This is a genomic window from Haladaptatus paucihalophilus DX253 (assembly GCF_000376445.1).
Taxonomy (GTDB): domain Archaea; phylum Halobacteriota; class Halobacteria; order Halobacteriales; family Haladaptataceae; genus Haladaptatus; species Haladaptatus paucihalophilus.
Genome location: NZ_AQXI01000001.1, coordinates 2416633 through 2429864, shown reverse-complemented (window position 1 = coordinate 2429864; position 13232 = coordinate 2416633). Strand labels below are relative to the sequence as shown.

The window sequence follows — 13232 nt, the reverse complement described above, 5'->3', positions numbered from 1 at the left end:
AGTTCCCGCGAGATTGCCACCGTCTTCGAGCAGAATCGTGGACGGCATCTTCGCGCGAACAAAACCGCCGAATGACGACGACGAATTTTAACCGTTATACGCTGTCGCCCGAAAGCGGGGGTATGAGCGACGAGGTTGGTCGCGCGTTCGTTCCCGGCCACATCACGGGGTTTTTCAGCATTCACGAGGCCGACGACCCCGAACGGGCGGGGTCTCGCGGGGCGGGGCTGACGCTTTCGGAGGGAGTCACCGTGACCGTCGAACCGGCCGCGGAGACGAGTATCGAACTGAACGGCGAGTTCGCGGCCGTCGAATCCGGGCGACGCGTGTTGGACGAACTGGACGAGACGGCACGCATCTCGGCCGAGACGACCCTCCCGCTCGGTTCGGGGTTCGGCGTCTCGGGCGCGGTCGCGCTCGGAACCGCGTACGCCGCGAACGACGTCTTCGGCGACGGACGCTCCGAGAACGAACTCGTGACGCTCGCGCACAAGGCGGAGGTCGCAGCGGGAACCGGACTCGGCGACGTGGTGGCACAGGCGCGCGGCGGAATCCCCATCCGACTCGAACCCGGCGGACCCGAACACAACCGTCTCGACGGCGTGCCGACGCGGGCGACCGTCGAGTATCTCTCGCTCGGTGAACTGTCCACCGCCGAGGTGCTCTCGGGGAGCACGAACCGACTCTCGCGGGCGGGCGTGGACGCGCTCGTCGCGTTGGTGAACCAACCGACGCTGCAGACGTTCATGGCAGAATCGAACGCCTTCGCGGAACGGACCGGCCTGCTCACCGACGAGGTTCGGGCGGTCATCGACGACGTTCACGCGGCGGGTGGGTACGCCTCGATGGCGATGCTGGGTGAAACCGTCTTCGCGCTCGATACGGGCCTCTCCGATGCGGGGTACGACGCACGCGCCTGCAAAACGCACCACGCCGGAGCGACGGTGCTCGAATAGGCGTTCGGAATCGAATCACGGCTGTTTTCTCCCCCCGCTTCGGAGAACCGGGTATGACCGACGAGGTGGAGATTCCCGAGGACCATCCGCGATACCAGTCGCTTCTCACGCGCCACCGAATCGAGGAGGGCGTCGAGAAGGGTATCACGAGCAAACAAGGACTCATCGCCGAAGGTCGCGGCGAGTCGTTCGACTACCTGCTCGGCGAGGAAACCCTCCCGAGCGCCGACGCGGCGGAGCGGGCGGCCGCGGCGCAACTGCTCCTCGCGGAGCACGCGGTGCTCTCGGTGAACGGAAACGTAGCGGCGCTCGTGCCGGGCGAAACCGTCGCCCTCGCCGAGGCGACCGGCGCGGACATCGAGGTGAACCTGTTCGGACGGACGGAAGAACGCATGCGGGCCATCGCCGACCACCTCCGTGAACACGGCGCGACGAACGTGAAGGGACTCGCCGCGGACGCTCGCATTCCCGGACTGGAACACGAGCGGGGGAAGGTGGACGAAGACGGGATTTACGATGCGGATGTCGTCCTCGTCCCGCTGGAGGACGGCGACCGGGCCGAAGCGCTCGGCGAGATGGGAAAGACGGAGATCGTCATCGACCTGAATCCGCTCTCGCGCTCGCCGCGAACCGCCGCGATTCCGATAATCGACAACATCATCCGCGCGGTGCCGAACGTAACGGAGCACGCCCGCGACCTCGCGGACGCGTCCCGCGACGAACTGGAAGCTATCGTCGCCGACTTCGACCGCGAAGCGGTCCTCGACGACGCTGAACGAGCGATACGGGACGTCTAGTCGGTGACGGCGTTCCGAACGGACTCGGCCCACGACGGCCATTCGGGGCGTTCCTCGCCCGAAAAAGTGGGGTCGCCCGACATCGCTTTGATGGCCCGGGCATCGTCCGCGCTCCAGACCGTGCCGTCCTCGTGGAATATTCCGCTTATCAATCCCTGTTCTCGGCGATAGACCTGATACGCGGGTTTGACCATGAGCGACCAGAAGAAGTTGCCGACGCCCGCCCGCCGAATCAAGGGAGCGAGCGACGCGTAGTTCGGCGGATGTGTTCCGGTTCCCTTTCGGGGCGGTGCGAGTCGCTGCCACTCCGTCAGCCAGACGGGGCGACCGGTCCGACGCTCGGTCGCGTTGATACGGCGAAGCAACCGACGGTACTGCCCTTCGGTGTGGGCGAAGTTCTTGTGGCACTGGTACACTTCGCTCCCCCACGTTCGGTAGTCCCGGTTGTTCGGGATGTTCGTCGAACCGACCGACAGCGGGACGCGTCCGCGCTGGTCGGCGAGCGTTCGGAACATCGCCCGCGCGAACCGCATCTTCCACGGCTTCCAGCCGGGTTCGTTCATCAGTTCGATGGCCAGCAGGCGCGAATCGTCGCGGTGGCGTTCCATGAACCACCGGATGAACCGTCGCGGCAGGTGCCAGCGCGCTCGCTGTTCCATGATCTCCCGCGACGGCGAGAACACCGGCCGAGCGGTGAGCGGGTCGGTGTTTTGCAGTTGGCGTTCCGTGGGATTCAACCCGATACCTTCGAAGATGCCGAGCAGGACCCGGAGGCCGTGGTTCGCCGCCGTCGTCAGGAAGTGTTCGAGTCGGAGTCCGAACCGCAACGGCTCGCGCCGCCACGTTTCGAAACTCAGCCACACCCGCAGCGCGTTCAGGTTAATCCGACTCGCATAGCAGAGGTCGCGTTCGATGACGTCGGGGTCGTAGCCGTGCCACATCTGGAACGTGTTGTACGCTCTGGACGGGAAGTAGATGGCTCCGCGAACGTCGACCGGAGCGTCCGCTTCGCCGTTCGTCCCGCGGTCCCCGGACAGACAATCAACGTCGCTCTCGGTTCGTCGGCCGGAACTCCCCGCCACGCCGACACCGGCCGCTACCGCGCCGAATCGAAGTACTCCTCGCCGCGTCGGATTCCCCTCCCACATCCGAACGTTCAATCACGTCAATCGCGTTCCGAGGACATATTAGTTCGCGGATGATTTCGACGAGGACGCTCCGAAACGGAGCGACCTCGGTTTGCGGCGGTGGGAGAGGAAGGGAAGGAAGGCGGTGGGGAAAGTGGTGGGAGTATAGTAGAAAACAGTATATTATAGTAGAATTCAGTGAAATTTAGTGTCACAAATATGAGTTCAGTAATTTGCCGTAATAATCAGTACCCCAACACGAGACGGTAGGAGTCGTCATTTCCGTACTCGCGGTCGGTGACACGGATGTCCGGAGCCGCCGTCAGCGCGCGCCGAGCGGGATAGTTCGACCACCACACGTTGCGTACCGGAAGGCAGCGAGGCGAACCGGAACAGTTTACTCCGACATGTCTGCTCAAAGTGAGTATGGACGAACAAGAGGCGGTTGCCGCGTTCGTGGCGGAGCACGACCTGGAGAGCGACCCCGCGTATCGAATTCTCGATTTGGCCGCGGAGGTCGGGGAAATCGCGGCCGACGCGACGAAATCCACGGGATGGGGTGACGACCCGGCGGCGCTCGACGTGACGGAAGACGAACTCGGCGACGCGCTGTTCTCGTTGCTCGCGGTGGCGAACGCACTCGACGTGGACGCCGGAGCCGCGTTGGACGACGCGCTCGAAAAGTATCGCCGCCGGATTCGAGAGACGGGAACCGCGAGTTCGGCCGAAAAATAGCGTCGGAGACGTTACATCGGGAGCCGTTCTCTGGCGAATCGCTTGAGGAGCGGGATGTCCTCCCAGTGGAGGAGCTTCATGATGCCGCGAAGTTTCCCGTTGTTCGCGTTCGCACGCATCTCGTGGCTGAGTTGCTTGAGGTCACGAATCAGCGTGTCGTAGCGCTCGTTCTCGGCGAGATAGAGCAGTTGCGTCATCAGCAGTCGCGTCCGCATCTGCGGCGCGACGTCGCCGTGCCAGAGATTGTCGTATATCGACATCTTCTCCGCGGAGGTGTCCGATGCGCTGGTCATGAAACAGCGATCAGCGGTTATCGCCGCCGCTCGCGCGGATTTCATGCCGGTGTGAATCCCCTCACCCCAGAGCGGGTCGATGGTCGGCACGGTGTCGCCGATGGCCATGAAGTTGTCCGTGGAGAGGCCGCCGGGCATCTGGATGTGGGCGGACCCGCGGTGTTGTTTGCCTTCCATCCGTTCCGCGTTCTCGAACCGCGGGTCGGTGTCCAACCAGTGTTGGAGGTAATCGTCGATACCCATTCCCTCCTTGGCGTAGTCGTGGTGGCTCTCGTTTTGGATGTAACAGAGGCCGACCTTCGCGGTGTCCTCTCCGGTGTGGAAAATCCACGAGTAGCCGCCCGGCGCGAGGTCGTGGTCGAGTCGAAGCATCATCGCGTCGGTGAGGTCCGCATAGCCGTCGGCGTCCACATCGACGCCTTTCATCTCGAACTCGACGCCGATGGCCTGATTCTCGCGCTTCAGGTTGGTCACGCCGAGACTCTTTGCGAGCGGCGCGCTCGGACCGGTCGCGTCGATGATGATGTCGCCGTACACCTCTTGGTCCCCGGCGTAGCGGACGCCGACGATTTCGTTGCCGCTCATGATGGGCTTCGAGACGCGGGCGTCGAACCAGTATTCGGCACCCTCGTCCCGACCGTCCGCCACCAAAAACCGCTTGAAATCGGCGAATTCGAGGACGGCACCGGGTTGTGCCTGGACGAAGTGTTCGTTCGGCGATTCGAGGACCACGTTGTCGGTGAAGTTCATCACCACGTCGTCCGGGATGCCGAACGCCGCCATCATGGACGAGAACGTCCCGGCCGTGGACTTGTTGCTCTGGCGCGGGAACGTGTCTTCCTTTTCGGCTTCGAGGACGACGACATCGTAGCCCCGTTGGGCCAAATCCCGGGCACACTGTGCACCGGCCGGGCCAGCGCCCGCGATGATAACGTCGAAATGGTCGCTCATACCGCCACCTTCGTCCGATACGGGGACGGTGTTCGCTCCTCTGTGCCGGGTGCTCGAACTGACGACGCGTCGACGGTCGAACGGCCGCCGATAGCGTCGCAAAGTCGGCCAGTGTCGGGGGAATCGAGTAAAACGGTCGCCGCGGCGGGGGGACACCCAGCACCGCAGACGACAGCGCGTATCTCCGCAGTCATCTCTATCCGTTCTTGCCGGTCATATCATAAAAAACAGACGCAAACGGCCGCGAGAAACGGATTTAGTCGTACGTCGTGGGTCAGAAGTTGAACCGGAGACGTCGAGAGCAATCGAGGTGGAACGAGAAACCGGTCGTTGGCAGGCGAGTAAAACAAAAGGAAACCGAGCCGTCGAAAACGGGTGCCGGGTCAGTAGAACTCGCGCACGAGGTCCATCGCGTCCTCGGGTGCGCCGTCGGGAATCTCGGACATGTTGCCCTCGATGCCGTGGAGTTCGCTGTACGGAACGCTATCTTCGTCCTGGTAGATGACGCCCTGATACTCCTTGCTGGCGTCGAGAATCTTCTCTTTGGCCGCCTCGTAGTCGTGCGGGTCGTGACCCTCGTCCGCGAGGTCGACGATGGAGTCGCGGAAGTAGTCGTACGTGTCCACGTCGTTGAACGTGACGCAGGGCGAGAAGACGTTCACGAAGCCGAAGCCGTCGTGCTCGATGGCCTTCTGGACGATTTCGGCGTGTCGCTGTGCGTCGGTCGAGAAGGACTGTGCGATGAACGTCGCACCCGCCGAGAGGGCGAGGGCGAGCGGGTTGACCGGGGGCTGTTGCGGGCCTTCCGGCGTCGTACTCGTCTCGAAGTCCTCGCGGCTGGTCGGCGAGGCCTGTCCCTTCGTCAGCCCGTAGATGCGGTTGTCCATGACGACGTAGGACATGTCCACGTTCCGGCGCACGGCGTGGATAAAGTGACCCACACCGATGGAGTAGCCGTCACCGTCGCCGCCCGCGACCATCACTTCGAGGTCGGGGTTGGCGAGTTTGACGCCGGTGCCGACGGGAAGCGCACGCCCGTGCACGCCGTGAATCGCGTAGGAGTGCATGAACGTCCCGATTTTTCCGGAACAGCCGATACCCGCGACGACGAACGTGTCGTCCGGGCTGTTGCCGGTTTCGGCGAGTGCCTTCATCATCCCGTTCATCGTCCCGAAGTCGCCGCATCCGGGACACCACGTCGGTTGCTTGTCCGACTTGAAGTCGGTGAATCGAACCTCTGAACTCATGCTTCTACCTCCTGTCCGAGTTTCGCTTTGATGTCGTCGGCCAACTCGTCGGCCTTGAATCGAATACCGTTGTACTTGTTTATCCGCTCGACACGAGTGAGCGCGTCGTGTTCGAGAACGTTGGCGAACTGCCCGGTTTCGTTACACTCGACCACGATGACGGTGTCCGCGGACTCGATGTCCTCGGTGAGGTCGGGGCGGGGGAAGATGTACGGAACCGAGAGGAACCGAACGCTCACGTCGTCCTCTTCGAGGAAGTCGAGGGCTTCGCGCATCGGCCCTTCGTTCGACCCCCACGAGATGACGAGCGTGTCGGCGTCTTCGTCGCCGAACTCGCGCGGACTCCAGTCTTCTTCTTCCTGTGCCGTCTCGACCTTGCGGTTTCGCTTGTCGACCTGCTCGACGCGGATTTCGGTGTCCTCGGTCCGCCGACCGAGCGCATTGTGTTCGAGACCGGTGGACATGTGGGCACCGCCCTTCGTTCCGGGGAACGCGCGCGGGCTGATGCCGTCAGCGGTCGGGAAGTGGGGCTGGAACCGGTCCTTCTCGTCCGTCCACGCCTCGATGTCGTCCTCGTCCACGATGTTTCCGCGCTCGATTTCGACGGAATCCATGTCGAACTCCTCGGGCGAGAACGTCTGCTCGGTGACGGCCATGGCGAGGTCGGCGAGCAGGAAGACGGGGGTCTGGTACTTCTCGGCGAAGTTGAACGCCTCGACGGTCTTGTGGAAACACTCGGCGACGTTCGTCGGCGCGACGACGAACCGCGGAATCTCGCCGTGGCCGCCGTACAGCGTCATGTTCAGGTCGCCCTGTTCCTGTTTCGTCGGCATCCCGGTCGAGGGACCGGAGCGCATCACGTCGCAGATGACGAGCGGCGTCTCGCTCTGTGCGATGAGACCGAACGTCTCGGTCATCAGGTCGATACCCGGACCGGACGTCGCCGTCATCGAGCGTGCGCCAGCGCGCGCCGCGCCGAGCGCCATGTTGATGGCCGACAGTTCGTCCTCGGCCTGCATCACCGTGCCGCCGAAGTGCTCGATTCGGCCCGTGAGATACTCCATGACGTTCGTCGCGGGCGTGATGGGGTAGCCGGAGTAGAAGCGACAGCCAGCGGCGATAGCACCCATGCCGATGGCCTCGTCACCGTTGAGCAGGACGTAGTCGTTGTCCGTCGTTTCCACGTCGTACTCGAAGTCGTAGTCGTACTCCTCCTGGACGTACTCCTGTCCGAGACGGGCGGCTTCCTTGTTGTTCTCGACGATGGCCTCACCCTTCGCGCCGAACTTCTTGTCGAGCGCGCTGTCGAGGTTCTCGATGGGGAAGTTCGCCACTTCACACGCCGCACCGAGCGCGACGGTGTTCTGCATGATGGTTCCACCCGCGTCCTTCGCCAGACTGCGGAGCGGAACGGCCAATCCGATCATCTCCTCGGGGATGTCGACGTCCTCCATCTCCGTCCGTTCCCCGTCGTAGATGATCACGCTGTCCTCGTGAAGTTCGTCGAGGTTCTCGTCGATGGTCCGCTGGGTCAGTGCCACGAGGATGTCCAGTCGGTCGACGACGCTCTCGACTCGGTCGGTAGACGACCGGATCTTGTACGCGGTGTAGCCCCCTCGAATACGGGACGCGAAATCCTTCGACGTGAAGACATGTCGGCCCGCTCGGGAGAGTGCCTGCGCAAAGATTTTCCCGGTCGAATCGATTCCATCGCCGGCTTCGCCGCCGATGGCCCAGTTCAGGTCTTGCATCACTGCTACGTTACCCGGTGGCAAATCAAAAGCCTTCTGAAGCAGAGTCGGCGAAGTGGGAAGGAATTTGGTTCTTACGGCCAAACGTCCCACCATGGATGGAACCGAAGTCGAAGTGAAATCGGTGAGAAATGTCGGAGCAGGGACGATTGCGCTGGAGATCGAGTCACCGCCGGGATTCGACGCCCGTCCCGGACAGTTCCTCCAGGTCGCTGGAATCGTAGACGGTGAGGAAATCACGCGCCACTACACGCTCTCGTCGCCGACCGCGACGGAGACGTTCGAAATTACGGTGGGAATCGACCCGGACGGGGACCTCAGTCCGTGGCTCGCGGAGCGCGAGGCCGGAGACACGGTGTCCATCGCGGGTCCCTTCGGTCGGTCGTACTACGAGGGCGAAGCCCGCGTCATCGTCCTCGCGGGTGGGCCGGGCATCGGTCCGGCCGTCGGAATCGGGGAGCGCGCGTTGGCGGACGGAAACGACGCGACAATCGTGTATCGGGACGACGAACCCGCCCACGAGGACCGACTTCGAGAGTTGGAAGCCGACGGTGCGACGGTCGTCCTGACGGAGGAGGCGGTGAGCGAGAGCGAGGAAGTACGGACCGTCCTCTCTCGCGCGGACGGACGGTCGTTCGTGTACGGGTTCGCCGACTTCCTCTCGGACGCTCTCGACGTTCTGGCAGCGACCGGACACGACCCGGACGAGGCGAAAACGGAAAACTTCGGCTAACGTTGGAAAAAACAATACCCTTTTATCACACCGTGAAAATAACCCTCACTCAATGGGTCTCAGATGTTCGCTGATAGGGCATGACTACGGTGAGTCCGAAATAGAGCGCGAGCGCGAAGAGCAGGGTAACGAAGTCGTCGTGACGGTCCGGGAGTTCGAGGAGTGTCAACGCTGTGGAAACGAGAAGGTGGTCAGCGAGAACAAGGAGGTGACGGCGATAGAGGAACCGGAACCCACGCCGGAACCCATCGAGAGCAAGGCGGCGGACCGACAGGTCGAACCACCGTCCGAGACGGAGATCATCGACTCCTCACCCACCACGGAGCCGGGTCCTGAATCGAACCCGGAGCCGGTGAGCTTCAACGACGACGACTTCGAGCCGCCGGAGAGCGCGGAGGAAGACGATGGCGTCATCCTCGAAGACGAGGACGACGAGGAAGCCGACGAGGGCGAACGCGGCCACGGCGAGTGGCCCGAGGCGGAAGATACGAACGTGGGCGACGCGGAGCGGGAACCGATGGAGTGGCCCGACACGGGGATGGAAGACGAAGGGTTCGATGCACAGGTCAGCGACGGAAGCGACGCCGAGGTGAGCTTCGGCGGGAGTTTGACACCCGAGAGCGCGCCGAAGATGGACGACGAGACGGAGTTCGTGGAGGCCGAACCGCGCGAGGAGACGGGATTCGTGCGAACCACGCGACCCGACCCGCAGACGGACACCGGTTTCACGCGGGCGCGGGAAGCGCCGAAGCCGGACCAAGCCTCGGAGTCGAGCGTCGACGCGGAACTCGTCTGCCCCGAATGCGGCCAGTTCGGTGGGGTAGCGTCGGGGTCCTCGCTTCGAGCGGGGGACATCTGTCCCGAGTGTCGAAAGGGATACCTAAGCGAGCAAGAGTAAGCGCGACGCGAAAAGGGTAAACATCCACCCCTCCAATCTGGGGCCAACTCATGAAAGAATACAAAATGCGACGCGGTGAGCATCTCGAAGACCGAATGCCCGACCTGAAAGCGAGCATCGAGGACTACTTCGGTCCCGTAACGGGGACGGAGGAGTTCAACGGGCACGAACTCTACGTGGTCGAGGAACCCGACAATCCGGTGTTCGAGCGGATCGTCGCCGGTGCGGCATCGTACAGCGGCAAGAAAGACAAACTCGCCGTTCACTTCGAAGAGCGACCGGCCGAGGACGTCATCGCGGAAGGAAACGCTGACGCTGCTGCCGACGCGGTAAGCAAGAAAAACGAATTCCTCCTCGAAGCGACCGGCCGCGACGCGAAAGCACGCCGCGATTCGCTGAAGCGAACCGTCGAGGACGATGCGGATGCGCCGGATAACGTCTAATCCCGACCGAGTTTTGTTCGGCTGATACTGACGCTAGTGGGCGTCACGATGAGTTGGTCGTCGCCTTTCTGAACGATATCGCCGTTGACTTCGCGGGCGACCTGTTGTAGTTCGTCCGTGATTCGTTCGACGGTGGTATCCTGCGTTCGAAGTCGTGTGATGTCAGCGATAACGATGTCGCCGTCGTACACGGCGTCCTTGATGGCGATGACGTCCTGTTGGCCCTGAATTTCGGCGATATGGACGCTGGTTTGCGATTCGTCGGGTGCAGCATCGAAGTCGTCCAAATCGAGCTCGACATAATCCCCGGCACTCCCGGATGGAGTCTCGCCGAGAATTTTATCCATGAATCCCATAGAACTACGGGGCCATCGAACGAGTATAGTTCTTACGTCAGACGAAGCGTGCGGGAACGTGGCGGCGAGGAACAGAATGGTTCTATCGTGAGATGGTTTCGATAAATTATATAGATGAATATTATGTACTATTAGATAGTAATTCTAATCGTATGGTAGACAAAGACAACCATACGTCACGGCGTGACGTACTCAGGCGATCCGGCGTCGGTCTCGCGGCGCTGACCGGCGTTTCGATGATGGGAACGGCGGACGCGAACGTCTCGTGTCCCGATTGTGGCGGCGGCGGCGGCGGTGGCGGCGGTGGCGGCGGCAGTCCACCCGCGGCACCGCGGACGAGTAATTACACCGTCAGCGACGGCGAAGTGGAACTAACGGGCTGGACGAACGAGGACGGCGGACGAGCGTGGTTCGAGTGGGGCGAGGGCACTCAGGAAGACGGGTTGCCCGACCAGAGCCTCCCGAACGATACGGAGCTCCGATACGTCGATTCGTACGACGTGTTCACCGGTCACCCGGTCGGCGTGGAGAGCGGTGTCTCCTACGTGTACCGAGCCATCGTGGTCAACGACTACGGCAGTTCGGTCGGCATGCCGAAGACGTTTATCGTCTGACGCCGCCGGTCGGGCTTTTCCGGCAGCGAACAGAAACCGAGAGCGAAAAGAGACAGGGAACGGGACGGAAATCGGTGGGGTCGTGGAGAAACAGTTTATCGCCCGAAAATGGATTAACGCGAGGGTACCGACGGAAGCAATATTATATTCTGTATTCTCAGAAAAAATATATACTAGGGCAGAGTAATCTACCGTGCATGACAGATGAAGACAAGCATACATCGCGCCGCGACGTGCTCGAACTGACCGGCGTCGGTATCGGAGCGGCAATCGGCATCTCGATGACGGGCACGGTAGCCGCGAGGGTTCCGTGTACGGGTTGTGACGGCGGCGGTGGCGGTGGAAGCGGGAGCGGCAGTCCACCTCCGACACCACAAACGGGACCGTACACCGTAGACAACGGCGAGGTAGAGCTCACCGGCTGGGCGTACGGCACCGACGTCGAGGCGTGGTTCGAGTGGGGTCCGGAAGGCGACGGGTTCCCGTACGATACCGAACTTCGCCTAATCGACGATAACGCGAGTTTTACCGGCCATCCGGTCGGTGAAGAAAGCGGCATCACCTACGAATATCGCGCGGTTGCGTACAACGACTACGGGAGAACCGAAGGCGCAACGAGGACGTTCTCCTTCTAGGCGGAACCTCGCTTCAACGGGAACGCTGATTTTCCGTTCGAGACCCTCGAACGGTATCGGTTGCGGTTTGGACAGTTACCGACTCGAACACTCGTTCTCCGGAGAACGACCTACGAGAGCCAATTTTCCGGCACTCTACGCCTGTACAAATATAGTTAATAATTGATAAGACAGTACTTGTTTGATGGCTCATAAAAACGAAACCATCTCGCGTCGAACAGCACTGAAAGCGACGACCGGTTCCCTCGTCGTGTTCGGAACCGGATTCGCAAGCGCGAGTCCCGGAGACACCGTAGAAGTGAACGTCGGGTTCGAGAACGCCACGGGGAAGGCGATGGCGAGGGACGCCGCCGATACCGTCGTCCGCGAGTTCTCGTTCTCGGCGATGACGATGGAACTCCCCGCCCGCGCCGCGGAACGACTCCAGTCCCACCCGGCCATTCGATACGTCGAGGAGAACGGCACGGTTCACGCCAGCGGACAGACCCTTCCGTGGGGTGTCGACCGCGTGGACGCGGACGTGATTCACCCGGAGGGCGGAACGGGTCGGGCCGCCGACATCGCCATCCTCGACACCGGTATCGACTCCGACCATCCGGACCTCAGCGGGAACGTCTCGTCGGGTGAATCGTTCGTCGGGTCCAGTTGGGAGGACGACAACGGGCACGGGACGCACTGTGCCGGTATCGCCGGTGCAGCGGACAACTCGTGGGGCGTGGTCGGCGTGACGACCAACGCCAGACTCCACGCGGTCAAGGTCTTGGATTCGAGCGGGTCTGGGTCGTGGTCCGACCTCGCCGCGGGACTGGAACACGTCGCCGACCAAGGTTGGGACGTCGGCAGCATGAGTCTGGGCGCGTCGTCACCCTCGTCCACGGTACAGGACGCGTGTCGGTACGCGAGCGACAACGGCGTGTTCCTCGTCGCAGCGGCCGGAAACGAGGGACCCTGTACCGACTGCGTGGGCTATCCCGCGGCGTACAGCGAAGTCGTCGCCGTTTCATCAACCACGTCGAGCGATTCGCTCGCCTACACCTCCTCGCAAGGGGCGGACATCGAACTCGCCGCGCCCGGCAGCAGCATCTACTCGACGTACAAGGGAGGGACCTACGAGACGCTCTCGGGCACGTCGATGGCGACCCCGCACGTCGCGGGCGCGGCGGGTATCCTAATGGTGAACGGCTTTTCGGCGGCCGATGCCCGCATCCGCCTCCGCAACACCGCGGAGGACATCGGCCTTAGCTCCGACGAACAGGGCTACGGTCTCCTCGACGTGGAGGCCGCGACGGCGGGCATCGACTTGGACAAGGACCCGATAGCGACGACGGGACCGGTGAACGTCGATGCCGAAACGCAGTCGGCGGAAATGAGCGTCGAAGTAAGCGATCTCGGCGGCGCGAATTCCGCGACCGTCCACTTCGAATGGGGGCCCCAGAAGGACCAAGAGCTCTTCCCGTACACGACGCCATCGACGACCATCAGCGGCCCGGACACCGTGACGAAGACGGTCTACACGCCGACCGACGGCGAGGGATACACCTTCCGAGCGGTCGTGGAGGCCAGCGACGGAGACACCGTTTACGCGCCGGGATTCTTCTGGATGCCGACGGACGGCGGCGGAATCATCCCCACGCCGAAGGGCGAGACGACGAACTGAGCCGAACGCTTCGCCGGAAAACCGACTTTTTTGCTCGCA

14 protein-coding genes are annotated in these 13232 nt (G+C 62.5%); 9 read left to right on the top strand and 5 right to left on the bottom strand.

What is annotated here, in order from left to right; translation table 11 throughout:
• The first annotated feature begins 122 nt into the window (after positions 1 to 122).
• Entirely contained in the window at positions 123 to 956 is an 834-nt protein-coding gene (locus B208_RS0113580; RefSeq protein WP_018128923.1) for a pantoate kinase, read from the top strand.
• A gap of 53 nt (positions 957 to 1009) precedes the next feature.
• Complete coding sequence (locus B208_RS0113575; RefSeq protein ID WP_007979598.1) at positions 1010 to 1753, top strand: 4-phosphopantoate--beta-alanine ligase; 744 nt, start codon at positions 1010 to 1012, stop codon at positions 1751 to 1753.
• On the opposite strand, the gene B208_RS0113570 is transcribed toward B208_RS0113575, so the two are convergent.
• Complete coding sequence (locus B208_RS0113570) at positions 1750 to 2913, bottom strand: glycoside hydrolase 5 family protein (protein WP_232423798.1); 1164 nt, start codon at positions 2911 to 2913, stop codon at positions 1750 to 1752. The genes B208_RS0113575 and B208_RS0113570 overlap by 4 nt on opposite strands.
• Positions 2914 to 3306: 393 nt before the next feature.
• Between B208_RS0113570 and B208_RS0113565 the strand changes: the two genes are divergently transcribed.
• Positions 3307 to 3615: a MazG nucleotide pyrophosphohydrolase domain-containing protein gene (locus tag B208_RS0113565; protein ID WP_007979604.1), complete on the top strand. Its 309-nt coding sequence runs from the start codon at positions 3307 to 3309 to the stop codon at positions 3613 to 3615.
• Between the two features lie 11 nt (positions 3616 to 3626).
• Here the strand turns inward: B208_RS0113565 and B208_RS0113560 are convergent, their stop codons facing one another.
• The 3 genes from B208_RS0113560 to B208_RS0113550 form a co-directional block, all read right to left on the bottom strand.
• The gene (locus B208_RS0113560) at positions 3627 to 4859 is read right to left on the bottom strand and encodes a digeranylgeranylglycerophospholipid reductase (protein ID WP_007979606.1); all 1233 of its coding nucleotides are present in this window, start codon (positions 4857 to 4859) and stop codon (positions 3627 to 3629) included.
• Positions 4860 to 5242: 383 nt separating this feature from the next.
• Positions 5243 to 6106 carry a 2-oxoacid:ferredoxin oxidoreductase subunit beta gene (locus B208_RS0113555; protein ID WP_007979608.1) on the bottom strand — a complete coding sequence of 288 codons (864 nt, stop codon included), beginning with the start codon at positions 6104 to 6106 and terminating at the stop codon, positions 5243 to 5245.
• Complete coding sequence (locus B208_RS0113550) at positions 6103 to 7860, bottom strand: 2-oxoacid:acceptor oxidoreductase subunit alpha (RefSeq protein WP_026177846.1); 1758 nt, start codon at positions 7858 to 7860, stop codon at positions 6103 to 6105. Before B208_RS0113550 ends, B208_RS0113555 begins: the two co-directional genes overlap by 4 nt.
• A gap of 91 nt (positions 7861 to 7951) precedes the next feature.
• On the opposite strand from B208_RS0113550, the gene B208_RS0113545 reads away from it, so the two are divergent.
• The 3 genes from B208_RS0113545 to B208_RS0113535 are packed head-to-tail and all read left to right on the top strand — an operon-like array spanning position 7952 to position 9931.
• Positions 7952 to 8590 carry an FAD-dependent oxidoreductase gene (locus tag B208_RS0113545; protein ID WP_007979612.1) on the top strand — a complete coding sequence of 213 codons (639 nt, stop codon included), beginning with the start codon at positions 7952 to 7954 and terminating at the stop codon, positions 8588 to 8590.
• Positions 8591 to 8642: 52 nt separating this feature from the next.
• Positions 8643 to 9488 carry a DUF7093 family protein gene (locus tag B208_RS0113540; protein WP_007979615.1) on the top strand — a complete coding sequence of 282 codons (846 nt, stop codon included), beginning with the start codon at positions 8643 to 8645 and terminating at the stop codon, positions 9486 to 9488.
• Between the two features lie 50 nt (positions 9489 to 9538).
• A complete protein-coding gene (locus tag B208_RS0113535) occupies positions 9539 to 9931 on the top strand; it encodes a DUF5611 family protein (RefSeq protein WP_007979617.1) in 393 nt (130 codons plus the stop codon).
• Here the strand turns inward: B208_RS0113535 and B208_RS0113530 are convergent.
• On the bottom strand, positions 9928 to 10287 hold the full coding sequence (locus B208_RS0113530; protein WP_007979619.1) for a cell division protein SepF: 360 nt from the start codon (positions 10285 to 10287) through the stop codon (positions 9928 to 9930). The two genes, B208_RS0113535 and B208_RS0113530, sit on opposite strands and share 4 nt — an antisense overlap.
• Positions 10288 to 10439: 152 nt before the next feature.
• Here B208_RS0113530 and B208_RS0113525 point away from each other — a divergent pair, with 152 nt between their 5' ends.
• The 3 genes from B208_RS0113525 (at position 10440) to B208_RS0113515 (ending at position 13193) form a co-directional block, all read left to right on the top strand.
• Entirely contained in the window at positions 10440 to 10901 is a 462-nt protein-coding gene (locus B208_RS0113525) for a hypothetical protein (protein WP_007979620.1), read from the top strand.
• Between the two features lie 197 nt (positions 10902 to 11098).
• Complete coding sequence (locus B208_RS0113520) at positions 11099 to 11536, top strand: hypothetical protein (RefSeq protein ID WP_018128920.1); 438 nt, start codon at positions 11099 to 11101, stop codon at positions 11534 to 11536.
• 184 nt (positions 11537 to 11720) lie between these two features.
• On the top strand, positions 11721 to 13193 hold the full coding sequence (locus B208_RS0113515; RefSeq protein WP_007979624.1) for a S8 family peptidase: 1473 nt from the start codon (positions 11721 to 11723) through the stop codon (positions 13191 to 13193).
• Positions 13194 to 13232: the final 39 nt, after the last annotated feature.

Coding starts and splice junctions, on each gene's coding strand:
- B208_RS0113535 (WP_007979617.1), top strand. CDS start 9,539: ATGAAAGAATACAAAATGCGACGCGGTGAGCATCTCGAAGACCGAATG.
- B208_RS0113530 (WP_007979619.1), bottom strand. CDS start 10,287: ATGGGATTCATGGATAAAATTCTCGGCGAGACTCCATCCGGGAGTGCC.
- B208_RS0113520 (WP_018128920.1), top strand. CDS start 11,099: ATGACAGATGAAGACAAGCATACATCGCGCCGCGACGTGCTCGAACTG.
- B208_RS0113515 (WP_007979624.1), top strand. CDS start 11,721: ATGGCTCATAAAAACGAAACCATCTCGCGTCGAACAGCACTGAAAGCG.
- B208_RS0113525 (WP_007979620.1), top strand. CDS start 10,440: ATGGTAGACAAAGACAACCATACGTCACGGCGTGACGTACTCAGGCGA.
- B208_RS0113545 (WP_007979612.1), top strand. CDS start 7,952: ATGGATGGAACCGAAGTCGAAGTGAAATCGGTGAGAAATGTCGGAGCA.
- B208_RS0113575 (WP_007979598.1), top strand. CDS start 1,010: ATGACCGACGAGGTGGAGATTCCCGAGGACCATCCGCGATACCAGTCG.
- B208_RS0113560 (WP_007979606.1), bottom strand. CDS start 4,859: ATGAGCGACCATTTCGACGTTATCATCGCGGGCGCTGGCCCGGCCGGT.
- B208_RS0113540 (WP_007979615.1), top strand. CDS start 8,643: ATGGGTCTCAGATGTTCGCTGATAGGGCATGACTACGGTGAGTCCGAA.
- B208_RS0113555 (WP_007979608.1), bottom strand. CDS start 6,106: ATGAGTTCAGAGGTTCGATTCACCGACTTCAAGTCGGACAAGCAACCG.
- B208_RS0113580 (WP_018128923.1), top strand. CDS start 123: ATGAGCGACGAGGTTGGTCGCGCGTTCGTTCCCGGCCACATCACGGGG.
- B208_RS0113565 (WP_007979604.1), top strand. CDS start 3,307: ATGGACGAACAAGAGGCGGTTGCCGCGTTCGTGGCGGAGCACGACCTG.